We start from the raw sequence: 25554 nt of genomic DNA, 5'->3' as shown, positions 1-25554 counted from the left end.
CCCTTAGCGTAAAATCTTTGCGGCGATGGGCGGGGCCAGCAGGTTTAAAAACCGCAGCAATTTGGCTTTGCCCACCCAGATTTCATCTTGCCCTTTGGCAAGACCATTCACCACCTCGAGCGCCGCTTGTTGCGGCGTAATCTTGCTCGCGCCGCGTCCCTTGGTCATGTCCGTATCTACCAGTGCCATCACCGTTTCGCTGATCTGAACCTGCGGCGCTGCATCCTCACATTGATAGCGGATGGCGCGGCTGAAATTGCGCACGCCCGCCTTGGTGGCGCAATAAACGGGGGAGGCCGCTTTCGGCGCAATCGCCAGCCCGGTGCTGATGTTGCAGATCAATGCCCGCTCTTGCCGTGCCAACTGCGGCAGCAGCCCAAGGCTCAAAGAGATAAGCGCCTCCAGATTGAGCGCGATTTCATTGCGCCCATCCACGATGTTCTGTGCCGCATTGCCTGCAAGCACATCCATCTCAACCTGTCGCGCTGCGTTGTTGATCAACACATTCAGGTCCGGATGGTTGGTCAGCAGATGCTCAAGCAGCTGGTCGACGGCTTCATTCTGCGCAAGGTCACACACATAGGGCGTCACAGCATCGGGGAACTGCCCTTGCAAGCGTCGCAAATCATCTTCATTGCGGCCCAGCACAATAAGCTGAGCGCCCCGCGCGATCAGCAGCTTTGAAATCTCCAACCCAATGCCCCGCGCACCGCCGGTCACCAGCGCCTTGCTGCCCGAAAAGTCAAATCCCATCGCCACACCTCATTTACAATCAAATCGTTCAGTGTGATAATTGAGTAATTACTCAGTTTTGGAAACTCGCATTTGACCTCGCCCGTTGCACAACCCGCCAGTCCCCGCAAACAGCCGCGCCAAGCCCGCGCTCGCGCCACTGTCGATGCAATTTTGCAGGCCAGCACTCGCATTTTACAAAAGCACGGGCTGGAGAAATTCAACACCAACCACATCGCCGAAGTGGCCGGGGTTAGCGTCGGCACGCTTTACCAATATTTCCCAAGCAAGGACGCGATCCTGATCGAACTGATCCGGCAAAAGCGCAGCCAATTGCGCGATGCATTGGCAGAAGCGGCAGCGCAATCTGTAGAACTGACGCTGGAACAGGCATTAGATAATTTGTTGCGCGTGACCATCGCCCACCAATTGCGCTGGCCGATGGTGGGGCGCACGCTCGACTATGCCGAAAGCTTCCTGCCTCTCGCAGATGAAAGCCTCGCTTTTAAGCGCGACCTCGCCGATATCATTTCGACATTGCTCGCCAAATTCGCAGTGCCAGATGCCGAGATGGTGGCGCGTGATTTGATCTTCGCCTTAAATGGATTGATCGAAGGGATTTTGGCCACCCAAACTGCAGATGCTGACCAAATTTTCGCCCGCGCCCAAATTTTGGCACACGGCTATATAAGAGCAGCCAGAGAAAACTGAAATTTGCTGAAATTATCTAAAACTTTTTGGAGTTTTAGCGGGCAAGAAAAAGCCGCTGATCCAACTTAGATCAGCGGCGTCAGGTTGCCTGTATGCAGTACTGGAGGTCAGGCTGATAATTTCTCCATGCGCGAGCGAATGTCCGCGCGTAATTCGTCAATCAAAACAAGGTCTTTGCCCTGTTGGATGTGCCAATAGGTCCAGCCATTGCAGGCCGTTTGCCCTTGCACAGCGGCGCCCACTTTGTGGATCGAACCTTCATGCCCTTCGCAGGCAAGAGAGCCATCAGCGCGCACAACCGCTTTGAATTTCCGTTTTGAATCCAACAAGATAGCGCCCGGTTCCACCATGCCTTGCTCGATCAAAGAGCCAAACGGAATCCGCTTTTCGGCGCGCTTGCCCTTCACTGTTTCCAGCACCACCTTGTCCAGAGGCTTGATGGTCGCAATGCGCTTCAGTGCCGCATTGATATAGTCGCTCTCACGCTCAATGCCGATAAAGTGGCGGCCCAGTTTCTTGGCCACAGCACCCGTTGTGCCGGTGCCGAAAAACGGATCAAGGATCACATCGCCCGGCTTAGTGGTTGCCATAAGCACCCGATATAAAAGCGATTCTGGCTTTTGGGTTGGGTGCACCTTGTCGTCATTCTCATCCTTTAACCGCTCTTGCCCCGTGCAGATCGGGAACAGCCAATCAGACCGCATTTGCGTATCATCATTGGCCTGCTTCAGCGCGTCATAGTTAAAGACAGGCTTTGACTCTTGACTTTTACTGGCCCAGATAAGTGTCTCATGTGCATTGGTAAATCGCGTGCCGCGGAAGTTTGGCATCGGGTTGGATTTGCGCCAAATAATGTCGTTTAGCATCCAATAGCCAAGGTCTTGCAAGGTCGCGCCAACGCGGAAAATATTGTGGTAAGACCCAATCACCCAAATCGCGCCATTCGGTTTGAGAATGCGCTTTGCAGCGGCCAGCCAGTCGCGGGTGAACTTGTCGTAATGGGCGAAATCATTGAACTTGTCCCAATCATTGTGAACACCATCCACATGTGACTGGTCTGGGCGTGTAAGCCCCTTATCCAATTGCAGGAAATAGGGAGGATCGGCAAACACCAGATCAACTGACCCGGCGGGCAGGGCGTTCATCCGTTCGATGCAATCGCCGACCAAAATGGTGTCGATTGGCAAAACTTCTTTCGCTTCCTCAGAAGCTGGCGCCATATCCCGCGCCTCGGAACCCAACTCACGCAACATTTACTTAACCCTAACGCAATACTACCTCGCCAGTTGTAATTTGTTAGGGTTAAGCGAGCTTTAAATCTTATGGTAAACCAAAAGTAAATATTGAGCTCTCGGGCCTAAAGTGCTGTTTTGAATCACTTTTCTTTCGCGACTATTTCTGCGATTGGTTTGAAATCTTTGCGGTGGTGATCGCAAGCACCATGGTCGAGCAAGGCAGTCAAATGCTGCTTGGTGCCATATCCTTTATGCTTCAAAAAACCGAAATGGGGTGCGTCCCGCTCCATGATCTCGCAAGCACGATCCCGCGTAACCTTAGCGATGATGGAGGCCGCAGCGATGGATAAGGACCGACTATCCCCCTTGATCAAGGAGTGACCAGCGCAGGGCAGGTTAGGCGGCACATCGCGGCCATCAATCAGCGCGACATCGGGTGACTGCGCCAGAGCCTCCACCGCGCGCCGCATGGCTAACAAAGTCGCGCCACGAATATTGTGCGCCGCGATCATTTCCGGCGGTGCACTTGCGATGCCCACAAAGGCACCGCTTTGGAATATCTCATCATAAAGTCGGTCGCGGGCCTTCTCGGTCAGCTTTTTACTGTCGTTCAGGCCAATGGGTACATTTGCTGAATTGAGGATAACCGCCGCAGTGACAACGGGCCCAGCTAATGGGCCACGCCCGGCCTCATCCACGCCACAGACAATTTTACCCTGCGCGTGAAATGACTCTTCAAGCGACATATTGGGGCCACCAAAAAGGTCTGACTGTGTGCTGGCGTGTGAATCGCGTTTACCCATACTGATTTGTGCCACAGAGCCACACGGCAGGAAAGGCGAAACAAATCGCCACGGGTTTCAATGTGGCCACTCGGTTGATAACCTATTGAAACAAATCACCACTACGACTGATGCCAGCCAATAATGAAGGAGAAAACTTATGGATCAGATGTCTGAAATGGCAATGGGCTACGCGCCGATTGTGTTCAATGCGATCAAAGCGCTGATCATTCTAATTGTGGGCTGGATTGCCGCGGGTGCCATTTCTGGAATGGTGCGCAGGAAGGTTGCTGACAATGACCGGATCGATAACACCATCGGCAATTTCGCTGCGGCAATTGTAAAATGGGTCATTCTGCTGATGGTCGGCATTGCGGTTTTGGGCCTGTTTGGCATCGAAGCCACGTCCCTTGTTGCTGTGATGGGCGCAGCCACATTGGCCATTGGCTTGGCGCTGCAAGGCACATTGTCTGACCTGGCCGCGGGCTTCATGCTGATCATTTTCCGGCCTTACAAAAACGGACAATTTGTCGATATTGGCGGCACGTCTGGCACCGTGGTGGACATCAATCTGTTTGTGACCGAGTTGGTGACCCCAGATAATGTGCAAATCATTATCCCCAATGGCCAAGCATGGGGTGCAATCATCACCAATTATTCGCACCACACCACCCGGCGTTGCGATTTGACCTTTGGCATTGATTATGGCGACGACGCTGACGTGGCCATGAAAATTATTGAAGACATTGCCAAGGCAGATGACCGGGTGATGGACACGCCAGAACCGTGGCTGCGTGTGACCAATTTGGGTGACAGCAGCGTGGATATTTCTGTGCGCCTATGGTGCAATGCGGCTGACTATTGGAACCTGAAATTCGCCATGACGAAAGCAGTGAAAGAGGCCTTTGATAAAGGCGGGATCTCTATTCCTTATCCACATTCTGTGGAGATCCAAAAGGAAGGCTAATCTGCAGCCGTTACAAGGTAAAATGATTGCCCGCCGGAACACCGGCGGGCTTTTTGATTTCATGGAGCGCTCAACGCGATCTATTTTTCAAGCCAATTTAGGATTGCTTGAGTGGTCTCCTCAGGCTTTTCCTGTTGAATCCAATGGCCGCAATCAAGGCTGATTACATCCACATTCGGCACAAAATCAGCGAGATTTTCTGATTTTGGGATCATGTCGCGCTCACCGTAAATCATCAAGGTTGGCTGCTTTATGATCGGATCGACGTCGGCCAATAGATGCCAGTTGCGATCCATATTGCGATACCAATTGATACTGCTGGTAAAACCGTTTTTCTTAAACGCAGAAACCAAAACCGCTAGCTCATCTTCGGTTAAAATTGGATCGCCAAAGGCGAGCTCAGCCTTGGCGAGATTGATCATCATCATGCCCGGCTCTGGTGGGGCGAGGGGCACATTTTTGCGGTACAGATTGTTGAGAAAGCGTTTGGTGTTTTGATCCAACACCGCATCGGCAACGCCCGGTTGGCGGTTGAAATGCACGAAGTAATGATCGCCGCCAAAAATCTCTTCCAAAAATTCAATCCATGGCTTTTCCGTACGTGGCTGATAGGGCAGGGCCAAATTGATGATTTTGCGCACGCGCTGCGAATGCAGTTGCGCCAAGCTCCAAACCACATTGGCCCCCCAATCATGGCCAACAAAAATCGCATCATCATAGCCAAAATGATCAAGCAGGGCGGCGAGGTCGCCCGTAAGGTGCGCAATGTCATAGGCAGTCACATCCTCTGGACAGGACGAATGGCCATAACCCCGCTGGTTGGGCACGATGACATGATAGCCCGCGGCGGCAAGCGCCGGAATTTGGTGCCGCCAGGCAAATGCATGTTCTGGCCAACCATGGCAAAGCACAATTGGGTTGCCGCGATGTTCTTGGCCAGCTTCAAAAACCTCCAGCTCAACACCATTAACGGCGATCATGGTGGGCTGAGGGAATTCAGTTGAATTGATCATTGTGTCCATTTGTTTCTACCTACTCACTTTTCGAGATATTTCGCAAAACGGACACTATGGATAAATATGCCATTATCTGGCATATTAAATATATGGGCGAACATCATTTTGAAAAACGAGCGGAACGACGCAATCGGCTTTTAGGGCTTTTGCGATCTGAAGATCATTGGACAACCGCTGATTTGCGCACGCAATTGGGCGTGAGCCAACGCACCTTGATGCGCGAGTTGGCGGCGTTGAAAGAGGCGGGTTATCCGATTGACTCTGACCGGGGACGTGGCGGTGGCATTCGGCTGGATGGGCGCTGGGGCATCGAACGGCTGAACCTAAGCCATTATGAAGTGATCGAGCTGATCCTTTCGCTCGCCATTGTCGAAAGCCTACAATCACCGCTGCTTACCGGCAATCTGAAAGCCATCAAACAAAAGCTGTTTCAAGCCTTTCCGCAAAAACAACGCAGTGCTGTCAGCAATATCCGCAAGCGGGTTATGATTGGCGACAACGCCAACAAATTTTTGCTCTCCGCATATTCGCCCCCGCCACAAGAAATCTCCGAACGCATCGTCGAAGCCTTTTTGCAGCAAGGGCTGCTGGAAATTGATTATCAAAACGAAGCCATGGAGCGCCGCACGCGGGTGATCGAAGCGCAATTTATCCTGCTCAACTGGCCGATCTGGTACATCATCGCTTGGGACCACCTGCGCGATTCCTCTCGCGTGTTCCGCATTGACCGGATCAAACAGGCGAAGCTGGTGGAGGGCAGTTTCACTCTGCGCCCGAAAGAGGATTTTACCGGCATTTATCGGCCGTTTTATCAGACGATTTAAGCTTGAATCTCCATCGCAACCAGCGCCTTGGCGGCGCGGCCTGCTTCCTCTGCATAGGCCGGGTCGCGGTGCAGCAACATTGTTGAAAAAGCGCCATCCATCAACAATACGATCTGGCGTGCAAGTGCATCTGGCCGGGAGTATTTGGCTTCGTCGAACTTTTCAGAAAGCCAAAGCTCGAACTGCTTTTTATGACTTGCGCCAATCTTTATTGCTGGATGCCCCGGCATGTTGGCAAGTTCAGCAGTGGTGCGCAAAAAGCCGCACCCCTTCCATTTTGGGTGCTTTGCTGACATAGCGAGTTGGCGAAAGATCGCCTCCGTTTTGTCTGCCAAGCTTCCTTCACATTCCTCAAACCATTTTGCAAAGAGTTTGAGGTTGGGTTGGTCCCTAGACGACAAATATGCGGCAACAAGCTCGTCTTTGCTGGTGAAGTGATAATAAAGCGTTTTTTTGGTGATGCCTGCTTTTTCTGCAATGGCATCAACGCTAACCGCGCGAATGCCTTCGCCATAAAATAGCGCATTGGCGGCATCTATGATCTTCTCTCGTGCGGGTTTGATTTTTGCAGGCAATCAAAATCTCTTGTTTGTATACTAACCAGTGAGTGTGCATAAATTTTGAAGTGCGTTAGCCTTCCTGTCAAGTTGATAGGAGCAAATGCATGACACAAAACATACTCTGTGAACAAATGGGTCGTGTCGCGATCCTTACGCTTAATCACCCTGAAAAGCTAAACGCCCTTAACTATGCAACGATTGATCGGCTGCTTGAGTTGCTCAATATGTTTGAGTGCGATGAAAGGGTCAGGGCGATCATTTTGACGGGCGGGGGTGAGCGTGCCTTTTCTGCCGGGGGTGATATCCATGAGTTCACCGAAACAATAAAGAACAATATTGATGAGGCCGTGTATGAATTTTGCCGCAGGGGGCAGCGGCTGACCGCACGAATAGAAGCCTATGAAAAACCGATTATCGTCGCCGTAAATGGCATTGCGTTTGGTGGGGGCTGTGAGATCACAGAAGCCGCGCACTTGGCCATTGCTTCCGAGAAGGCGCTATTTGCCAAACCTGAAATTAATATCGGCATACCGCCCACATTTGGCGGCACACAAAGGCTGCCAAGGCTGGCAGGTAGAAAGCGGGCATTAGAATTGTTGCTAACGGGCGAAAGTTTCGGGCCCGAAAAAGCGCTCCAACTTGGGCTTGTGAACCGAATTGTTTCGCATGACCAACTTTTGCCTGCGGCTTTCAAGTTGGCCGAACAAATCATGCAACATTCACCCCTCGCCACGGCACGGATCATCACAGCGGTAACACGCGGCATCGATGCCACCATAGTTGAGGGGTTGCAAATTGAGCGAGAGCAATTTGCCCGCATGTGCGCCACGCAGGATGTGCGCGAAGGACTGGACGCATGGATTGCCCGACGACAGCCCAATTATAAAGGTGTTTAAGCTCGTCGTTGACTATACCGACATATGTCGGTATAACTGTGGCTATGCGGAAACGATTAGCTAAAACAGACAGACGTACAGAGATTTTAAATGAAGCGCGTATGCTTATTGCTACCCGCGGTTACGCTGCCACCGAAATGGAAGACATCAGGCTGGCGTGTCAGCTCTCGCGTGGCGGGCTGTATCATCATTTCGGAAGCAAACGAGCAGTTCTGGATGCGCTGGTTGAAGAAGAAGTCATGGGATTAGCAAAAGTGCTGAAAGAAGCAGTGGTTTGGCCGATTGCTGTACTTTTAGATTTTGGGGCCAGTCATCTAGGAAATGATCCCGGAATTGTGGCTGACCTCTCTTCTGATGAAGAACGTTTAGAGTACCTTTCAAGTCTCGAAGTGGCTTTTGATAGGTATTTGAGCGGTTTGCTGAGCGAAAAAATGCAAGCGCATATTCTGCCGAGTTTTGATGCGGCGCATGTGGCTGAGCTATTTCTGACTGTTAATATGCACATTAACCGTCGCCAAATAATGGGCGATTGGAATGAGGGGCAAGCTGCGGGCTTCGCAGCCACGTCTCTTCAAGCATTGGAACCTTTCTTAAAAGACCCGACGCAGCTCCACGCCATTGTCATTGAGCTACAAAAAGTGAGTGTGTCATGATGCTATTCTTTTTTCTTGGACTTGCATTTGCCATTTCGCTTGTCGGCTTTGCCTGTGTTTGGGCAATCCCAGCAGCCAAATCGCCTGAAACAGCAATTGGGTTGCCGTTTTGGTTGCTTATGGTTTGGGGGCCATCGCTAGCTGCGCTAATTGTGAGCTCAAGCAATGGAAGTTTAGCCGATTTGCTGACGCGGGCTGTTAGACTGTCAACGGTACCGCCTGAAGTGTGGTTACTTGTCATTGCTCCGATCCTGATGCTTATTCTCATGCGCCCATTTGCACCAGAGGCGGCTACGCCGCTGAATGTCGGCCTACTTTTTGCGATGATTGGGTTTAACTTGGTTCTAGGCCCGTTGGGCGAGGAGTTGGGCTGGCGTGGCATTTTGCAGGATCGCCTCAGTCAACAAATTGGTTGGCTCGAGGCGGCGGTGATTGTTGGCGTTATTTGGTTGGTCTGGCACTTGCCTCTGTGGTTCATTGACTCTCCGCATGCACAAATCGCGCTGCCCCTGTTTGCAGTACATGTCATGCTCTACTCAATCATTATTGGCGCGGCCTATACCATTTCTGGTGGCTCCATTTTACCGGCAATATTGTTACATCTCACCTTCAATGTGGCTTCTAATATGGCGGTCTTTGCTGGATTTAAAGATCCAAACGCCTGGTTTTCCTCGAGTATCGGGCCATACATATTTTTGGCACTTGCAGCTTGCGTGATGGTTTTCCTGAGAACAGGGCAAACTGGTCTGCGTTGGCTATCCTTTTGAAAGGCTATGCAAACAGCTTTATCTGTAACAATACAAAAATATCCAGAGCGCCGCCCCAAAATGTTGGAGTACCGTGCGGGGGCACGACAATTGGGGCGGGCGCTCTGGTAGGGTAGCTAAGTCTGTTGGCTAGCGGGCCAGAGGATAGGGGAATCCTAAAACAGACTTAGCTGCGGGTCTTCCACTTTTGGAGGTGTAAACAGATCCGTGCGCAGGTGCGGTATCCGCTTTTTCATGCCATAGCGCTCCACCGCCAGATCGAAGCGGCGTTGCAGTGAAAAGGCATAGGGGCCTTGCCCGGCCATGCGTGAATGAAAGCGCGGATCGTTCTCGCGGCCTTGGCGCACATCGCGCACCAGATTGAGCACATGGCGCAACCGGTCTGGATAATGCCGCAGCAGCCATTCGCGGAACAATTGCCGCACTTCGCCGGGCAGGCGCAGCATGATTATGGCAGCGCCACTTGCCCCATTGGCGGAGGCGGCGGCCAAAATCTTTTCAATCTCCGCATCGTTGATCGCCGGAATGATGGGGGCAACCGCCACAGAAACGGGAATGCCCGCAGCTGATAACAATTCCACCGCTTCCAGCCGCCGTGCGGGTGAGGACGCACGGGGCTCTAACTTCCGGGACAAAAGATGGTCGAGCGAGGTGATGGAAATGGTGACATGCACCAGATTTTGCTTGGCCAACTCGGTCAATAAATCCAAATCCCGCACAATCAGGCTGGATTTGGTGGTGATGGTGATCGGGTGCTTATGAGCCACAAACATCTCGAGTAAAGAACGCATGATCTTCTTGTCGCGCTCAATGGGCTGATAGGGGTCCGTGTTGGTGCCAATAGCAATTGGCTTCACACTATATTTCTTATTCAGCCAAGTTTCATAAAGCCGATCCGCTGCGTTGGTCTTGGCGTAAAGTTCACGCTCAAAATCCAGCCCTGCCGAATGGCCCAGATAAGTGTGTGTCGGGCGTGCAAAGCAGTAAACGCAGCCATGCTCGCACCCGCGATAGGGGTTGATGGAGCGATCAAAATGAATGTCCGGCGAGTCATTTTTGGTGATGATGCTTTTGGACTTTTCGTCCCGCACTGTGGTTTTAACTGTCTCCAACGCATCAAGATTGCCCCAACCATCATCCATGGTCTCGCGGCTATAGGGTTCAAACTTTGAGGTTTGGTTGGATTGCGCGCCGCGGCCGCGATTAAGATGTGGCGCAATAATCGTGCGCGACAACACATCCGCATCGCCGCTTTTTGCGATACGCGCCAGGCTTTCCGGTGAGGGCGGAAATACTGCGTTCATTCCCATTTTAGTCTCCGTGCCTTTGGCGCAAATAAGCGCGCTCAGTTCAAATCAGTTCAGAACCGATTCTTAGCACAGAAATGAGAACAAAAAAAGAACATTTAACGCGATTTTAAGAAATTCAACCGCGTTGAAAATGGAGCTAAGCCCCGTCAGTCATGGTCTGGCGCCACATTTAGGCGGGGAATATTATCAATGAAATTGCACGGCTTGTGGCGGCTGTCCAATTGATAATTGATCACGCCCTGCCAGCCATCGCGGCAGGCGCCTTTGGAGCCGGGTAGACAGAAAACCAGTGTGTCCCGCGTCAAACCTGCCGTGGCGCGGCTTTGCAAGGTGGAGGTACCAATCTGCGCAGCTGAATATTGGTGGAACAGCACGGAAAACCCATCAATACGCTTATCGAACAATGGCTCAAGCGCTTCCGGCGTAACGTCGCGCTTGGCAAAGCCTGTGCCGCCCGTGGTGATCACCACATCAATATTTTCATCAGCGAGCCAAGGCTCAACCACGCCCCGAATGGCCTGCACATCATCTTTAACGATCTGTCGATCCAAAACCTTGTGGCCACTCTCCTCAATCATGGATTTGAGCAGTGCGCCACTATCATCATTTTCAAGCGTGCGTGTGTCGGACACGGCCAAAATGGTAATATGCAGCGGGATCAGGGTTTTGGATTCATCGATATTGAATTTGAACATTGCAGCTCACAGGATGTTAGGCGCTGATGGCGCGTTTAAACTTAAGCATATCGTGCCAAACAAGCGCTTTTTGCGCAGGCTTGTTCAGCAAATGAGAGGGATTCAATGTGGCGAAGGCTTGGGCACCGTGCCCATCAATCTCAACCGCATGGGCCTGACCACGCAGCCGCAAAATGCTGCCCTTTTGGTCGAGCACCAAATGGGCGGCCTGTTCGCCAAGGCAAAGGATAAATTTCGGCTTGATCAACCCAACCTGCCGCTGGAAGAAGGGCAGGCAAATGTCTCGCTCAATCGGGGAGGGGCGACGGTCGCCCGCCGGACGCCAAGGCAAAACATTGGTGCGATAGACTGTGCTATAATCCAACTGGATGGCGGCAAGGATACGTTCCAGCAATGCCCCTTCCGCTCCTTGGAAGGGCAGGCCTGCCATATCATCCTGTTTGCGCGGCGCACCGCCCACAACCATAATATTTGCGTCGGATGGGCCTTCGCCAAATACCAGCTTATCAGCATGACGTTTCAGGGGACAGGCATCAAAATTGGCCAATGCGTCGCGCAGCTCGTCTAAACTTGCAGCGGCTTGTGCAGTTTTTGCGGCCACTTCAATTTCCGCTTTGCCCACCATATTTTGCTGCCGCACAATAGGCTTATTCTCTTCCTGCTCCAGCAGTGGATTGGCAATCACATCTGGTCCGCCACTTGCCGGGCGAGAGGTGCCAGTGGCTGCGGGCGCAGCAACTGGTGAAGAAGATTGCGCACCTTGGGTAACTTGAGGCATGGGCGGCGATTTCGGCGCGGCGAAGCGATCAACCGCTTCCTCTTCAACCGCAAGATCAACCCCCATCGCATCATACCATTCCAGCAAGCCGGCAAGGCTGGCCATATCGGCATCCAAATAGGCAGCGCCGGGCACAGGCGCAAAAGCACCTTTTTCAGCGTCCTCATTTGGCGGTGGGGTTGTTTCACTCATGTTTTAGTCTTAGCGCATGATTGCATCTGCGCCTAGCGCCTCACACTGGAAATTGAACGAATTTTTTACGCGAAAAATTCTGCGCACATCCTTGCGCCGCAGCCATAAAATCGCCAATCTATGGTTTATATCTAGCTTTGACCGAATCCAAATCAATTAAGGGCTACCCCAAACGTGATGAATTGTTCAAAAAAACTACAACATCTTCTTTTGTCTTCCACAATGGTGTTGGGATTAACCGGTTTTGCCCAAGCTCAAGACACAACCAATGTCGAACAATTCTCGCTCTATCATCCCTCGATTTCCGGCAGCTATCTTGCAGGGCGAGGTGCATTTGAAGATCGGGAGAATGACCTTGCAGCGTCTTACTTTTTAGATGCGCTGGAGGCGGATTGGGGCAATATCGCACTGCTGGACCGCGCCTTTGTGGCGCTTGTTTCTGCCGGGCGCGTGGAAGAAGCCGAAATGGTGGCCAAGCAACTTTTGAGCGTTGAACCCGACAATGAGCTGGCGCGCATTGCTGTTGGCGTGGTGGCGCTGAAAGAGCGACGCTATGCCTCTGCCCGCAAAACACTGGAAGGCATGTCCAAAGATTCGCTGTTTGGCATTATGGGCAATGTGGTCTGGTCTTGGGCAGTGGAAGAAGAACTTGGCGGCAAAGCGGCTGTTGATAATTTGGAGCCAATCAGCCAACCCGGCTTTAAAAACTTCCTCACCTTCCAAGCGGCTTTGATGGCAGATTTGTCTGGTGACGTGAAACTGGCCGAAAATCTTTATGCCGAGGCTTATGAGGCGGATCCATTTGTGTTCCGTATTGTTGAAGCCTATGCCCGCTTCCTTGGCAATCAAGGCAAATATGATGAGGCGATGGACGTGATCCAACGCTATCATGATCGTGGCCTGACCCATGTGAACATTGATGAAGTTGAAGCGCTGATCACGCAAAAGAAACGCCCGGGCCGCATGGCCGACAATGTGCAGCAAGGGGCGGCGGAAACATTGCGCGGCCTTTCCTCTGCGCTGTCACGCGAGCAAGCGTCCGACATTTCAATTGTGCTTATGCGCCTTGCACGTTTCTTGCACCCAAAATCAGATTTGATCACATTCTCTATCGCGGATTTGATGGATCGGGCGGAGCGGTTTGAAACCGCCAACGCGCTTTATGGTCAGGTGCATCGCAACTCACCATTGCATGGCCAAGCCTTGGTGCGCACTGCTGAGAATTTGCAGGAAATTGGTGATATTGACGAAGCAATCCGCAAATTGTCGAACTTAGCCAACACCATGCCAGACAATTTGACCGCTGTAATTGCGTTGGGCGACGCATTGCGCCGCGACAAGCGCTACACAGAAGCGGCAGTGGCTTATGATAAGGCGCTGGAAATGACGGGCGGCACCCGTACCATCGATTGGCACCTATATTATGTGCGCGGCATTGCCCATGAACGCGATGGCGAATGGGAAAAAGCGGAAAGCGATTTCCTGAAAGCGCTGGAGCTGAACCCTGATCAACCGCAAGTGCTGAACTATCTCGGCTATAGCTGGGTGGACCAAAAGCTTGAACTTAAACGCGCGCTGGAAATGATTGAGAAAGCCGTGGCCCTGCGCCCGGAAGATGGATACATCGTCGACAGTCTCGGCTGGGCTTATTATCGTTTGGAGCGCTTCGAAGAAGCGACGGAAACACTTGAGCGTGCAGCACGATTGAGCCCGAGCGACCCAACCATCAACGACCATTTGGGCGACGCCTATTGGCAAGTTGATCGCAAGCGTGAAGCGCGTTTCCAATGGTCAATTGCCTTGGAATTGACGGATGAGGATGATGGTGATCTGGCAGAGAAAATTCAGCAAAAGCTGGATGGCAATTTGACTGATCTCAAGCGCGTGGCCGAATTGAGCAATTAAACCATGAATGCTGAATGGCAGGAGCCAGCGCCCGCCAAGATCAACTTGGCATTGCACATTGTTGGCCAGCGCACCAATGGCTATCACGAGTTGGAAAGCTTGTGCGTGTTCACCGAACTTTGCGATGAGCTGACGGCCACGCCATCAGATCATGATGAGTTGGTGCTGACGGGACCATTTGGCAAGGTGCTGCGTGGCGAACGGTCAAATATCGTATTAAAAGCGCTTTCGCTCTTCCGGCAAAATTATCCAAATGTGTTGCCTGATGGGCTGCGCATTGTGCTGGACAAAGCCCTGCCTGTTGCGGCGGGCATTGGCGGCGGCTCCGCTGATGCGGCGGCCATGTTGCGGTTGGCCAATCATATTTCCGGGCTTGAGTTAAAGCTGGAAGATATGATGGACATGGCGTTGGAGCTGGGCGCGGATGTGCCCATGTGCCTTCTGTCGCGCACATCTTTTGTAGACGGTGTGGGCGAAAATCTGGATCCGATGCCAGATTTCCCAAAGCTTCAATTGGTGCTCGCCAATCCCGGAAAACCTGTTTCCACCGCTGATATTTTCCGCAAATTGACGGAAAAAGAAAACCCGCCCTTAGTGCGCGATGCGGCAGATTACCGCCACATCACCGCAATCACCATGTGGCTGGAAGGCACACGGAACGATTTGCAAAAGCCTGCCATTCAGTTTTTGCCAGAAATTGGCGATATGTTGATGGACCTTGGCGAGCAAAAAGGGTGCTTGCTGTCGCGCATGTCTGGCTCAGGTGCAACAATTTTCGGCATGTTTGGCACAGCAGGCGAGGCGATGTTGGCCGCGCAAGCCTTTAGGAAGAAATGGCCGAATGCTTGGGTGGCTCAATCGGCCACGCTGTAAGGTCTAGTAAGCGCGTTCAACGCAATAATCAGCAACATCAATCAAAATGCGACAGCCGGGCAAATCGGCAAATGCACTCAAATGCGCTTTTGCGGCATCTGCATGCTCGCGGGCACGCATTAGCGCTTCTTCAAGCGCGTTGGTGCTGTGCAAAATTTCAACAACTTTCGCCACCGTTTCAGCGCTGGCATCTGCATCGCCCAAATGCTGCTTGATAAAGGCACAATCTGCCTCATCAGCATTTTTCAGCGCATGCAAAATCGGCAAGGTCATTTTGCCTTCGCGCAAATCATCGCCCACATTTTTGCCAATGGTACCGCTGGCACCGCCATAATCAAGCACATCGTCCACAAGCTGGAAGGCAATGCCCAATTCTGCGCCAAATTCTTTCAACGCCTTGCGTTGTTCTTCGCTCGCCCCGCCTGCCATCGCGCCAACTTCCGTGGCTGCTTCAAACAGGGCTGCAGTTTTGGCTTTGATCACCGCGAAATATTCATCGACTTGAGTGCTCAAGTCATTGGCTTTGGACAATTGGAACACTTCACCTTCCGCAATAATGGCAGCGGCTTGAGACAAGACGCCCAGCGCATCCACATCGCGGGTTTCAACCATCATCATAAAGGCTTGGCCGAGCAAAAAGTCGCCCACCAAAACAGAGGCTGCATTGCCCCACACCATGCGGGCGGCCAATTTGCCACGACGTTTGGAGCTTTCATCCACAACATCATCATGCAGCAAGGTGGCCGTGTGCATAAATTCAACAGCGGCGGCATAATTAATGTGGTGGGTGTTTTCAGGGCTGAACAAACGCGCTGCCGCAACAGTGAGCATGGGGCGCAAGCGCTTGCCGCCAGCATCAATCAGATATGATGCGATTTCAGGGACCATTTCAACGCGGCTGCCAACACGGGCCAACAACATTTCATTGACGGCTTCCATGTCTTTGCGGGTAAATTCGATCAGCTCTTCAACCACATCTTTTGGATTGATCTGATCAGCCATTGCCTGCGCACCACTCATTTTTCGCCCCATGGACAAATGTCCCAATTCGCTTAATCGAATTTTTGCTGTAATCTTGTGCCAAACTCAAGAAAGCTTGTTGCTCAACGTCGGACAAGATAACCCTATTCGATATCAAGATTCATTATATGTGCTTATGTCCGTAGACCACCCGCAAGGGAAAGTAAAACAACATTGTGTCACATCCGATGCTTTTTTAGGCGGTAAACTCAATGTTTGCCAACCCGAAAAAGGCTTTCGGGCGGGGGTAGATAGCGTATTATTGGGCGCTGCGGTGGATGATGCGCCGCGCACATTGCTTGAATTGGGCGCGGGCGTTGGCGTTGCCGCCATGACGGCGCTTACTTATTGCCCCGCACTATCCACAGCACTTTTAGCCGAATTTGACCCGGAAATCGTGTCCATCGGTCAGCAAAATCTGTTGGACAATCATTATATTGAACGGGCCAGATATGCGGTGATCGACATTATGTCGTCAGGCCCAGAGCGCGTGGCGCATGGTATGGTGCAAGACCATTTCGACAGCGTGATCGCCAATCCACCATATTTTGACGAAAAAACAGTTTCCTTACCTAACGACAATTATGGCAAGCGTGCCCACGCCCATGGCATAGATTGTTTGGAACGTTGGGTGAAAGCAGCGGTGAGCTGCGCGCGGGCAGGGGGCGAGGTGATCTTTATCCATCGCGCCGCCGAATTGCAGAAGCTGATGAAATATTATGATCGACGCTTGGGCAATATCACTATTTTGCCCATCGTTTCCCGGCCCGGTCAGCAGGCAAACCGCGTGCTGGTGCGTGGATATAAGGGCTCAAAAGCGCCTTGCAAACTCTTGTCGCCGCTCTCATTACATGGCAGCGAGGGGCGCGAATTTACGCCCCAATTGCAAGCCATTTTAATGGGAAAAGACAAATTGCACTGGTAGTTTGCAAAATTCATCCTACATTGTGTGCAAACATAGCGATTAATGCGCCTTCGCGCGAATAGGACTTATATGCACGACGACACATTCGACAAAATTAAAGCACCTTGGCACGCACGGCTTTTGGGCCGTGACAATGTGCAAATCCCTGTGGTGCGATTGTCTGGCACGATTGAAGCCAGTCAAAAGCCAGATCGGATCAATATCGCCAATGTCGCGCCTGTGCTCAAACGCGCCTTTAAAATCAAGCAAGCGCCTGCGGTGGCCATCATCATCAACTCGCCCGGCGGCTCGCCTGTTCAATCGCGTTTGGTGGCCAAATATATTCGTGACCTTGCCGCGGAAAAAGACAAGAAGGTCTTGGTTTTTATTGAAGATGTGGCCGCATCAGGTGGTTACTTTATCGCCTGTGCTGGCGATGAAATCATTGCCGATCCAAGTTCCATCGTTGGTTCAATCGGCGTGATTTCCGCAACATTTGGATTTGTGGACGCCATTGAAAAATTGGGCGTAAGTCGCCGCGTTTACACTGCGGGCGAGAACAAATCGACGCTCGACCCATTTTTGCCAGAAGATCCCAAAGATGTAGAGCGCCTCAAAAAGTTGCAGCTAGATGTGCATGAAGTGTTCAAGGACTATGTGAAAGAGCGCCGGGGCGACAAGCTGGACTTGGCAAAAGATGGTTTGTTCTCTGGCGAGTTTTGGACCGCCAAAAGCGCCATCGAATTTGGCCTGGTTGACGCGTTGGGCGACTTATATGAAACTTTGAAAAAGCGTTATGGCAAAAAGGTCAAGCTGGTCAAAATTGAAGAAAAGCGCGGACTTTTCTCTATGCCGCGTGTTCCCTTTCTGGGCGGGCAGATCGGTCAGCAATCTTTGAGCGATGACATGCTTTCTACGCTAAAGGCGCAGGCCCACTGGTCGCGCTTCGGACTATAGAGGTCAATCTTGTTTTTACGTGTTGCCGTTTTCGTTTTGCTGGTGGTGCTGGTCTATTACGGCATCAAATCCATCCGCAACAGCTTTAAACAGCATTTTGATGAAGTGGACGCCCAGAAGAAGGCGCGTGATCAATCTGATCGCGCGCGGGGCAACATTGTTGAACTTGAAAAAGACAAAAAAACCGGCGTCTATCGCCCGAAAGACAAAAAAGACTAACGCATTTGTGGGAACTGCACTTGTTTTGTAACTAACTTGCGCGCTCAATTTTGAAAAAGCCCCGTAATAGAGGCGAGAGCGCATGCACAGCAAACACCTGCAATTTACCGACCACCCAAATCGCGCCCAAGCATTGGGCGAAATTCACGCCCGACCAGTGCAACCCCTGGGGCCTGAAGGCCGATTGCGCCGCGTTGCGACATATTTCGGGCGGGAGCCAGGCCGCCATGATCAGATGCGCGAAGAATTCGCCTCATGGTGCCACAAAAATCAAATCAAACCGCAATTCATGACTGATCGCCAAGCGCGCTATCAGGTGGATGATTATGATGTGACATGGCAATTGCACTCTGAACATGTGTCGATTACTTGGATGCCCGAAAATGTGCCGGACGATCCATGGCCCCAAAATATTGGGCTGGAAGCGATCACCGCTGCCAAACTGCTGGTCACTACGCGGGTGGATTTGATCAATGCAGACACAATCCACCAAACCGCGCTGGAAGGGTTTCGCCGCGCCAGCCTGTCTTACGCCAAGGTGGAAGAGGGCATGGCCGAAATCGCGACTGATTTCCTGCCCGATCAGGACGGCTTTACCCGGATCGAATTTGCGGGCGCGGGCATCACAGATGTGCGGCGCGGCGTGATTGCACGCTATTTGCTGGAAGTGGAAACATTCAGGTCGTTGGCGTTGGTAGCGCTGCCCGTTGCGCAGGACATTGGGCCGCGTGTGGACAATGTTGAACGCGGTTTGGAAAACATCCTCAAGCGGCTCAACAGTGAAACCGACTCCCAAATCAACGAAGAATTATTGACTGAGTTGAACAAGCTGGCGCTGGAAACGGCTCATTTTCATGGCGAAACAAACACGCTATTCGCGGCCAGCTACTCCTACGATCAATTGGTGCGGCACAGGCTGGGGCTTTTGGAAGAAAAGCGAATGACGGGCCATACAAATATGGCGCGCTATCTGAGCAACAGAATGGACCCAGCAATGGCGACCTGCGCGGCGCTGCAAAATCGGCTGAATGCATTGACCGATCGGCTGACGCGCGCAACCGAATTGCTGAACACCAAAGTGTCCATCGAGATTCACAAGCAGAACCAAGATGCATTGAAGGCGATTTCAGATACGTCGGTGAGCCAATATAAGCTGCAAACCACAGTTGAGGGCCTGTCGACCATTGCGATCACCTATTATGCATTGGGCGTCATCGGCTATATTTTGGCGGGTCTGCACATTGAGGGTATGCCCTCAAAAACCATCATGCTGGCCATCGCGGCACCTTTTGTGCTGGCGCTGACATGGCTGGCCATGCGCCATATTCGCCAGCTGCACAGCAAGCATTAACCTGCGTGCGCAAAATTAGTTTGCCGCAACGGCCACCTGCCGCTTGATAAATCAGCAAGGCGCAATTAGGTTGCAGCCCGATTATACCTATTCAGCGATTAGATCGCGGTTCTGCCAAAGGTCAGTTTTATGAGCGAACAAAACGTGCCAGCCCATTTGGACCCAAAACAGTCTTTTCAAGGGCTGATTTTGACATTGCAAAATTTCTGGGCCGCCCAAGGCTGTGTGATTTTGCAACCTTATGACATGGAAATGGGGGCGGGTACGTTCCACCCGGCAACAACTTTGCGCTCTTTAGGGCCAAAGCCTTGGCGCGCAGCTTATGTGCAGCCATGTCGTCGCCCAACCGATGGCCGCTATGGTGAAAACCCAAACCGCTTGCAGCATTATTACCAGTTTCAAGTTTTGCTCAAGCCAAGCCCGGAAAATCTGCAAGAGCTTTATTTGCAATCGCTTTACGCCATCGGCATCGATCCTAAGCTACATGATTTGCGCTTTGTGGAAGATGACTGGGAAAGCCCAACGCTCGGTGCGTGGGGCCTTGGCTGGGAATGCTGGTGCGATGGCATGGAAGTAAGCCAATTCACCTATTTCCAACAAGTGGCAGGCTTCGAATGTTCACCTGTTTCTGGCGAGCTGACCTATGGCTTGGAGCGGATTGCCTGTTATTTGCAGGACGTAGACAGCATCATGGAATTGAACTTCAATGGTCGCCAAGGCGATGAAAAGGTCACTTATGCTGATGTGTTCCTGCAAGCAGAGCAGGAATTCTCGCGCTACAACTTTGAGCAGGCCAACACTGAAATGTTGTTCCAGCACTTTAAGGATGCGGAAGCGGAATGCCGCGCCATTCTTGAAGCGGGCGACAACGGCAATCAGCACCAAATGGCTATGCCAGCCTATGAACAATGCATCAAAGCTTCGCACGTCTTCAACTTGCTGGATGCGCGTGGTGTGATTTCGGTGACCGAACGGCAAAGCTACATCTTGCGCGTACGTGAGCTGGCGAAGGCGTGCGGTGGCGCTTGGTTGAACACTGAAGCGGGCGGTGCTTAAAGCTTGAACTGAGGGGCATTGCGCCCTATATCAAGGCGGCAAACTATAGGAGCCTTGATATGTCCAAGAAGTACAGCAAGGTGCCGATTAAGCCCAAAAATGTGGCCGCAAAGGCTTTGGGTGAAAAGCAATTTGGCGCCAAAGTGATTGAGCAAAAACAGAAATATTCACGCAAAGTGAAGTTTAAAAAAGGGCGATTTGAGAATGATCAGTCGCCCTTTTATTTTGCCCATATGGACGCATCTGGATTTTCGTGTAATGTTTGCGCTTAGATGTTGAAAGACATGAAAAATTTGGCAAATGCCAAGCGGTAAGGCGGGAGAGGGATATGGAAATTTTACTGGTAATCTTGGCGTTGGCAGCTGGCCTCGTTTTCTATGGCATCACGGCTTACAACAATTTGGTCAAGCTGCGCCAATTGGTGCGCGAAGGCTGGTCTGGCATTGATGTACAATTGAAGCGCCGTGCAGATTTGATCCCCAACTTGCTCGAAACCGTGAAGGGTTATGTGACCCATGAACGCGAAACGCTGGAAGCGGTAACCCAAGCCCGTGCAGCAGTGCAGGGCGCTGGAGACGCGTCGCCGCAAGAGCGCGGTCGGCTGGAAGGTATGCTTTCAGGCGCGCTGGGTCGTTTGTTTGCTGTGGCAGAGGATTATCCTGAGCTTAAAGCAGATAGCTCTTTCATCGAATTTCAAGAAGCATTGCAGCAGGTGGAAGAAGAAATCCAACTCGCCCGCCGCTACTATAATGGCACGGTGCGCAATTTGAATGTGAGCGTTGAAAGCTTCCCATCTAACATTGTCGCCAATATGTTCAGCTTCAGCCAAGAAGAGTATTTTGAGCTTGAAAATGAAACGGATCGCGCTGTCCCGAATGTTTCTTTCTAACCGACTTTTTGCTGACCTCAACAAGCTGTTGATGGTTGTGATGGCGAGCCTTGCGCTCGCCATGCCCGCTTTGGCGGCAGAGCGCATCACCTCCTACGCTGTGAATATAAATGTGCAGCAAAATGGTGAACTTGCGATCACCGAAAATATCACAGTGCGCGCCGAGGGCGACCAGATTAGACGCGGTATCTTCCGCGACATTCCAACCGTGCTGGTGGATGATCAGGGGCGCAAAGTGCGCAGCTCTATTTATGATTTGTCCGTAAAACGCGATGGCAATGCCGAGAACTTCTCCATCTCCGGCATTGATAATGGCAAGCGTATTTATATCGGCCATGAAGATGTATTTCTCAACACCGGTTTCTACACCTATGAGCTGAAATATAAGATGGATCGACAGATCCGTTTTAAGGAAGAGCATCAAGAACTTTATTTCAACGCCATCGGCCAGTTCTGGGCGTTTCCCATTGATCGCGCAGTGGTGCGCGTGCAACTGCCAAGCGGCACAAATGTGCTGAACACAACGGCCTTTAGCGGCCGTTATGGCGAAGATAAGCAGGATGTAGACATCCGAACAAATGAAGATGGCGACATCATTTTTAGCGCAACCCGTGCGCTTAGCTATTATGAAGGTTTGACCATCGCCGTTGCCATGGAAAATGGCACCATCGCCCGCCCAGAAGGTATGACAGCCTTTTTATATATGCTGTCTGATATGCGGGGCCAGATTTTCCCGCCCATCATTGCGATCTTTGTTCTTTTGTACAACGTGATTGCTTGGGCCCGCGTGGGTCGCGATCCGGCCAAGGGCACCATTGTGCCGCTCTTTTATCCGCCAAAGGGGTTCTCACCCGCGCTTGTGCATTATGTGCATCACTATGGGTGGCATAAGGCGGGATGGCCTGCCTATATCGCAGCGCTGATCTCGCTGGCCGTAAAAGGACTGGTCGTGATCGGTGAGAATGGCGAGAAAAACACGACCGTCACCGTGACCAATGCCACAACCCCATCTTTGCCGCCTGGCGAAATGCGCCTATTTAACTGGCTGCGGTCTAAAGGCGAAATCGAGATCGATAAAGACATTGGGGAAAGCCTGCACGACAATCATAATGAAGTGCTGGAGATTATCGAAGACGAAAACCGCCGCACTTATTTCAATCACAATGTCGGCTATATCGCTTTTGGCGTGGTATTCTCGGCCTTGTCGATCTTTGGCATGGTGTTCTTCGAAATCATCGACTTTATTTGGCTACCCATCGCCGTGGCGCTGGCTGCGTTGACCATGACAACAACCGCCGGCATTTCGCATCTGATCAAAGCGCGATCCATGTTTGCATGGGCGCGCGCTTTCGTGTTTGCGGCATTGGTGGGCAACTTTATTCCAATTCTGTTCACCACCACCGGGCTTTGGGCAACCTTGCAAGAAGCTTGGGGCAGCGGGAACCTGCAAGATGCACTCTTGGCTTGGCGCGGCGATGTGGCCGTGGTCGCGGTGCTGTCGATCGTGGCGGTCAACGCCATTTTCGCTGTGCTGATGCGCGCGCCTACAATCCAAGGACGCAAGGTGATGGACCAGATTGAAGGGTTCAAAATGTATTTGGAAACCGCTGAAAAAGAGCGGCTAAATCTGAATGATGAACCTGAGTTGGACAAGCGGCGATTTGAAGCCATTTTGCCCTATGCCATCGCCTTGGGCGTTGAAAAACCGTGGGCGGAGCACTTTCAAAATGAAATGCAACGCGTTGCTGCCAAAACAGGCGAAAAAGCCGATGTGCATTTGGGCTGGTATAGCGGCAGACGCTTCACGGCCAATCGCTTGGCCTCCAGCCTGTCTAAAACCACAGCCGCAATTAGCACAGCGATGATTGCTGCAAAGCCTCAATCATCGTCATCATCAGGCTTTTCGTCTGGCGGTGGCTTTTCCGGCGGCGGCGGCGGTGGCGGCGGTGGTGGCGGCTGGTAAGCCAGCCCCAACCACGGATTAGCCATGGACAAGGCTGGTTAAGCCCGTTATCAAGTCGACACATAAATCACCACCTAACTCACAAGCGATCATCAATATGCCTGAACTTTTGCTTGAACTGTTTTCAGAAGAAATCCCGGCTGGCCAACAGCGCCGCGCGGCTGAAAATTTGAAAAAACTGATCACCGACCAATTGGTGGAAAAGGGCGTGTTGTATGAAGGCGCAGTGGCCCACGCAACGCCACGCCGCTTGACCGTGCATATCGCTGGCCTGCCCAAGGCGTCGCAGGATGTGAAAACTGAACGCAAAGGCCCACGCACCGACGCGCCGGAAAAGGCCATTGAAGGCTTTTTGCGCGCCGCAGGCTTGAACTCAGTTGATGAAGCGCAAGTGCAAAGCGACCCGAAAAAGGGCGACTTTTATGTGGCTGTGATCGAGAAAAAGGGGGAGTTGACCACTGATATTCTTGCCGATTTGCTGCCTGGCACAATCGAGAAATTCCCTTGGCCAAAATCCATGCGCTGGGGTTCTGGCAAGTTGAACTGGATCCGCCCGCTGCGTGCGATTACGGCGACCTTTGGCCATGAAGGTGAAGACCCTGAAATCATCAGCTTTGAAGTTGATGGTTTGAAGTCAGGCGACACAACATATGGCCACCGCTTTATGGCGCCAGAAGCCATCAAAGTGCGCCGTTTCGATGATTACGCCCATGCGCTGGAACAGAATAAAGTTGTGCTGGACTTTGAGCGTCGGAAAGAAATGATCCGCGCCGATGCAGCCAATCTCGCCTTTGCGCAAAATCTCAATGTAATTGAAGATGAAGGCTTGTTGGACGAAGTGGCAGGGCTTGTGGAATGGCCACAAACCATGATGGGCCGCTTCGACGAGAAGTTTCTCTCGCTGCCAGAAGAAGTGGTGATCACCGCGATCCGCGCCCACCAAAAATGCTTCTGCTTGCGCGATGGCGCCACTGGCAAGCTGGCCAACCATTTCATTTTGGTGTCAAACCTTGAAGCAGAAGATGGCGGCAAAACCATTGTGGGCGGTAATGAGCGCGTGATCAAAGCGCGTTTGTCAGACGCGAAATTCTTCTACGACACCGATTTGAATGTGCCGCTAGAAAGCCGCTTGTCGAAACTCGACAATATGGTGTTCCACGAAAAGCTGGGCACCCAAAGCGCGCGCGTTGAGCGTTTGGTGACTTTGAGTGAGGCCATTGCCAAGCAAATCAATGCATCAACCACAGACGTAACGCGTGCGGCAAAATTGGCGAAGGCCGATTTGGTGACCGACATGGTGTTTGAATTCCCTGAATTGCAAGGCTTGATGGGCCGCTATTATGCTGAAGCACAGGGCGAAAAAGAAAACGTGGCTGCTGCGTTGCAAGACCATTATAAGCCAGTTGGCCCAAGCGACAGCGTGCCGGAAGATCTAACGGCCGCCGCCGTTGCGCTTGCAGATAAGCTGGATATGCTGACGGGTTTCTGGGCGATTGACGAAAAGCCAACAGGTTCTAAAGACCCGTTTGCACTGCGTCGGGCTGCCTTGGGCGTTATCCGCATTTGTTTGGAAAACAAACTCGACTTCGCTTTCGATCAGCTTTTGGCCGAGCATCTGAAAAACTTCAATCTTGTGGGCGAAGCTGACGAGATTTTGGCGTCGCTGTTTGGCTTTATTGAAGATCGGTTGACCGTGCAAATGCGCGAGCAGGGCATTGCCCATGATGTGTTGAGCGCAGTGCTTTACAAAAATGGACTGGCCAAAGGCGTAAGCCTTGTCAATCTGGTTGCGCGTGCAGTGGAGCTGAACGGCTTGGTGAAAAGCGAACAGGGCGAAAGCCTTGTGGCTGGCTACCGCCGTGCAGCCAACATTTTGCGGGCCGAGGAAAAGAAAGATGGTCGGCGCTATCAAGACGATGTGGACCATAAGCTCTTCAAAACCGACGACGAAGAAAAACTGGCCACCTCCATCGAAGTGGTGAACGAAGCCGTGGCGGCCAATATTGCTACGGACGACTTTGCCAATGCAATCAAAGAATTGTCGTCATTGCGCGGTCCAGTGGACGCGTTTTTCGAGAATGTTTTGGTGAATGATGAAGATCAGGCCGTGCGTGTGAACCGCCTCAACCTTTTGGCGAAACTGCGCGACACCATGCATTTGATCGCCAATTTCTCCAAACTTGAGGGCTGAAGGCAGCTCTAAATTTGGCCAAAATTCAGGTTTAGTAAACGCCGCAAGCCGTTGGTTTGCGGCGTTTTTTGTTCCATTTTGAACAAACATAAACTTTTCATTAACTAT

26 protein-coding genes are annotated in these 25554 nt (G+C 51.9%); 17 read left to right on the top strand and 9 right to left on the bottom strand.

What is annotated here, in order from left to right; genetic code table 11:
• Nucleotides 1-3 precede the first annotated feature (3 nt).
• Complete coding sequence (locus ATL17_RS09525; RefSeq protein WP_133572575.1) at nucleotides 4-753, bottom strand: SDR family oxidoreductase; 750 nt, start codon at nucleotides 751-753, stop codon at nucleotides 4-6.
• Between the two features lie 72 nt (nucleotides 754-825).
• Here ATL17_RS09525 and ATL17_RS09520 point away from each other — a divergent pair, with 72 nt between their 5' ends.
• Nucleotides 826-1443 (top strand): TetR/AcrR family transcriptional regulator, encoded by a 618-nt coding sequence (locus ATL17_RS09520; RefSeq protein ID WP_133572574.1) that lies wholly within the window; start codon nucleotides 826-828, stop codon nucleotides 1441-1443.
• A gap of 107 nt (nucleotides 1444-1550) precedes the next feature.
• Here the strand turns inward: ATL17_RS09520 and ATL17_RS09515 are convergent, their stop codons facing one another.
• Both ATL17_RS09515 and ATL17_RS09510 read right to left on the bottom strand, forming a co-directional pair.
• Nucleotides 1551-2663 (bottom strand): site-specific DNA-methyltransferase, encoded by a 1113-nt coding sequence (locus tag ATL17_RS09515; protein WP_246028704.1) that lies wholly within the window; start codon nucleotides 2661-2663, stop codon nucleotides 1551-1553.
• 155 nt (nucleotides 2664-2818) lie between these two features.
• Nucleotides 2819-3481 carry a ribonuclease HII gene (locus ATL17_RS09510; protein ID WP_133572572.1) on the bottom strand — a complete coding sequence of 221 codons (663 nt, stop codon included), beginning with the start codon at nucleotides 3479-3481 and terminating at the stop codon, nucleotides 2819-2821.
• Between the two features lie 139 nt (nucleotides 3482-3620).
• On the opposite strand from ATL17_RS09510, the gene ATL17_RS09505 reads away from it, so the two are divergent.
• Nucleotides 3621-4427, top strand: coding sequence for a mechanosensitive ion channel family protein (locus ATL17_RS09505; RefSeq protein WP_133572571.1), 807 nt, complete (start codon nucleotides 3621-3623; stop codon nucleotides 4425-4427).
• Between the two features lie 80 nt (nucleotides 4428-4507).
• On the opposite strand, the gene ATL17_RS09500 is transcribed toward ATL17_RS09505, so the two are convergent.
• Nucleotides 4508-5449, bottom strand: coding sequence for an alpha/beta fold hydrolase (locus ATL17_RS09500; protein WP_246028677.1), 942 nt, complete (start codon nucleotides 5447-5449; stop codon nucleotides 4508-4510).
• A gap of 47 nt (nucleotides 5450-5496) precedes the next feature.
• Between ATL17_RS09500 and ATL17_RS09495 the strand changes: the two genes are divergently transcribed.
• Nucleotides 5497-6267 (top strand): helix-turn-helix transcriptional regulator, encoded by a 771-nt coding sequence (locus ATL17_RS09495; RefSeq protein ID WP_208111175.1) that lies wholly within the window; start codon nucleotides 5497-5499, stop codon nucleotides 6265-6267.
• Here ATL17_RS09495 and ATL17_RS09490 read toward each other — a convergent pair.
• Nucleotides 6264-6842, bottom strand: a complete 579-nt coding sequence (locus ATL17_RS09490) for a TetR/AcrR family transcriptional regulator (RefSeq protein ID WP_133572570.1) — start codon at nucleotides 6840-6842, stop codon at nucleotides 6264-6266. The two genes, ATL17_RS09495 and ATL17_RS09490, sit on opposite strands and share 4 nt — an antisense overlap.
• 89 nt (nucleotides 6843-6931) lie before the next feature.
• Between ATL17_RS09490 and ATL17_RS09485 the strand changes: the two genes are divergently transcribed.
• The 3 genes from ATL17_RS09485 to ATL17_RS09475 are packed head-to-tail and all read left to right on the top strand — an operon-like array spanning nucleotide 6932 to nucleotide 9143.
• Nucleotides 6932-7723 (top strand): crotonase/enoyl-CoA hydratase family protein, encoded by a 792-nt coding sequence (locus tag ATL17_RS09485; protein ID WP_133572569.1) that lies wholly within the window; start codon nucleotides 6932-6934, stop codon nucleotides 7721-7723.
• Nucleotides 7724-7767: 44 nt separating this feature from the next.
• A complete protein-coding gene (locus ATL17_RS09480) occupies nucleotides 7768-8376 on the top strand; it encodes a TetR/AcrR family transcriptional regulator (protein WP_133572568.1) in 609 nt (202 codons plus the stop codon).
• Nucleotides 8373-9143 (top strand): CPBP family intramembrane glutamic endopeptidase, encoded by a 771-nt coding sequence (locus ATL17_RS09475; protein WP_133572567.1) that lies wholly within the window; start codon nucleotides 8373-8375, stop codon nucleotides 9141-9143. Before ATL17_RS09480 ends, ATL17_RS09475 begins: the two co-directional genes overlap by 4 nt.
• A 155-nt stretch (nucleotides 9144-9298) precedes the next feature.
• Here the strand turns inward: ATL17_RS09475 and ATL17_RS09470 are convergent, their stop codons facing one another.
• The 3 genes from ATL17_RS09470 to ATL17_RS09460 all read right to left on the bottom strand — a co-directional run bounded on the left by ATL17_RS09470 (nucleotide 9299) and on the right by ATL17_RS09460 (nucleotide 12118).
• On the bottom strand, nucleotides 9299-10453 hold the full coding sequence (locus ATL17_RS09470) for a PA0069 family radical SAM protein (RefSeq protein WP_133572566.1): 1155 nt from the start codon (nucleotides 10451-10453) through the stop codon (nucleotides 9299-9301).
• A 146-nt stretch (nucleotides 10454-10599) separates the two neighbouring features.
• Complete coding sequence (gene moaB / locus ATL17_RS09465; RefSeq protein ID WP_133572565.1) at nucleotides 10600-11148, bottom strand: molybdenum cofactor biosynthesis protein B; 549 nt, start codon at nucleotides 11146-11148, stop codon at nucleotides 10600-10602.
• Between the two features lie 16 nt (nucleotides 11149-11164).
• Nucleotides 11165-12118, bottom strand: a complete 954-nt coding sequence (locus tag ATL17_RS09460) for a uracil-DNA glycosylase (protein WP_133572564.1) — start codon at nucleotides 12116-12118, stop codon at nucleotides 11165-11167.
• A gap of 222 nt (nucleotides 12119-12340) precedes the next feature.
• On the opposite strand from ATL17_RS09460, the gene ATL17_RS09455 reads away from it, so the two are divergent.
• Nucleotides 12341-14023 (top strand): tetratricopeptide repeat protein, encoded by a 1683-nt coding sequence (locus ATL17_RS09455; protein WP_166638983.1) that lies wholly within the window; start codon nucleotides 12341-12343, stop codon nucleotides 14021-14023.
• Between the two features lie 3 nt (nucleotides 14024-14026).
• Nucleotides 14027-14896 (top strand): 4-(cytidine 5'-diphospho)-2-C-methyl-D-erythritol kinase, encoded by an 870-nt coding sequence (locus ATL17_RS09450; RefSeq protein WP_133572562.1) that lies wholly within the window; start codon nucleotides 14027-14029, stop codon nucleotides 14894-14896.
• Between the two features lie 3 nt (nucleotides 14897-14899).
• Here the strand turns inward: ATL17_RS09450 and ATL17_RS09445 are convergent, their stop codons facing one another.
• Nucleotides 14900-15916, bottom strand: coding sequence for a polyprenyl synthetase family protein (locus tag ATL17_RS09445; RefSeq protein WP_133572561.1), 1017 nt, complete (start codon nucleotides 15914-15916; stop codon nucleotides 14900-14902).
• A 274-nt stretch (nucleotides 15917-16190) separates the two neighbouring features.
• Here ATL17_RS09445 and ATL17_RS09440 point away from each other — a divergent pair, with 274 nt between their 5' ends.
• The 9 genes from ATL17_RS09440 to glyS all read left to right on the top strand — a co-directional run bounded on the left by ATL17_RS09440 (nucleotide 16191) and on the right by glyS (nucleotide 25446).
• Entirely contained in the window at nucleotides 16191-16841 is a 651-nt protein-coding gene (locus ATL17_RS09440; protein WP_166638982.1) for a tRNA1(Val) (adenine(37)-N6)-methyltransferase, read from the top strand.
• A 69-nt stretch (nucleotides 16842-16910) separates the two neighbouring features.
• Nucleotides 16911-17777, top strand: coding sequence for a S49 family peptidase (locus tag ATL17_RS09435; RefSeq protein ID WP_133572559.1), 867 nt, complete (start codon nucleotides 16911-16913; stop codon nucleotides 17775-17777).
• A 9-nt stretch (nucleotides 17778-17786) separates the two neighbouring features.
• On the top strand, nucleotides 17787-17996 hold the full coding sequence (locus ATL17_RS09430) for a hypothetical protein (protein ID WP_133572558.1): 210 nt from the start codon (nucleotides 17787-17789) through the stop codon (nucleotides 17994-17996).
• Between the two features lie 82 nt (nucleotides 17997-18078).
• Nucleotides 18079-19347, top strand: coding sequence for a DUF3422 family protein (locus ATL17_RS09425; protein ID WP_133572557.1), 1269 nt, complete (start codon nucleotides 18079-18081; stop codon nucleotides 19345-19347).
• A gap of 129 nt (nucleotides 19348-19476) precedes the next feature.
• The gene (locus tag ATL17_RS09420) at nucleotides 19477-20403 is read left to right on the top strand and encodes a glycine--tRNA ligase subunit alpha (RefSeq protein ID WP_133572556.1); all 927 of its coding nucleotides are present in this window, start codon (nucleotides 19477-19479) and stop codon (nucleotides 20401-20403) included.
• A 59-nt stretch (nucleotides 20404-20462) separates the two neighbouring features.
• Nucleotides 20463-20675 (top strand): hypothetical protein, encoded by a 213-nt coding sequence (locus tag ATL17_RS09415; protein ID WP_133572555.1) that lies wholly within the window; start codon nucleotides 20463-20465, stop codon nucleotides 20673-20675.
• Nucleotides 20676-20731: 56 nt separating this feature from the next.
• On the top strand, nucleotides 20732-21292 hold the full coding sequence (locus ATL17_RS09410) for a LemA family protein (RefSeq protein WP_133572554.1): 561 nt from the start codon (nucleotides 20732-20734) through the stop codon (nucleotides 21290-21292).
• Nucleotides 21255-23255 carry a DUF2207 domain-containing protein gene (locus ATL17_RS09405; protein WP_133572553.1) on the top strand — a complete coding sequence of 667 codons (2001 nt, stop codon included), beginning with the start codon at nucleotides 21255-21257 and terminating at the stop codon, nucleotides 23253-23255. The genes ATL17_RS09410 and ATL17_RS09405 overlap by 38 nt, the downstream gene beginning before the upstream one ends.
• Nucleotides 23256-23352: 97 nt before the next feature.
• The gene (glyS, locus tag ATL17_RS09400; RefSeq protein ID WP_133572552.1) at nucleotides 23353-25446 is read left to right on the top strand and encodes a glycine--tRNA ligase subunit beta; all 2094 of its coding nucleotides are present in this window, start codon (nucleotides 23353-23355) and stop codon (nucleotides 25444-25446) included.
• Nucleotides 25447-25554: the final 108 nt, after the last annotated feature.

The organism is Maritalea mobilis (assembly GCF_004363175.1).
Classification (GTDB): Bacteria; Pseudomonadota; Alphaproteobacteria; order Rhizobiales; family Devosiaceae; genus Maritalea; species Maritalea mobilis.
The sequence above is the reverse complement of the archived record's forward strand: the minus strand, read 5'-3'. Positions and strand labels throughout refer to the sequence as shown.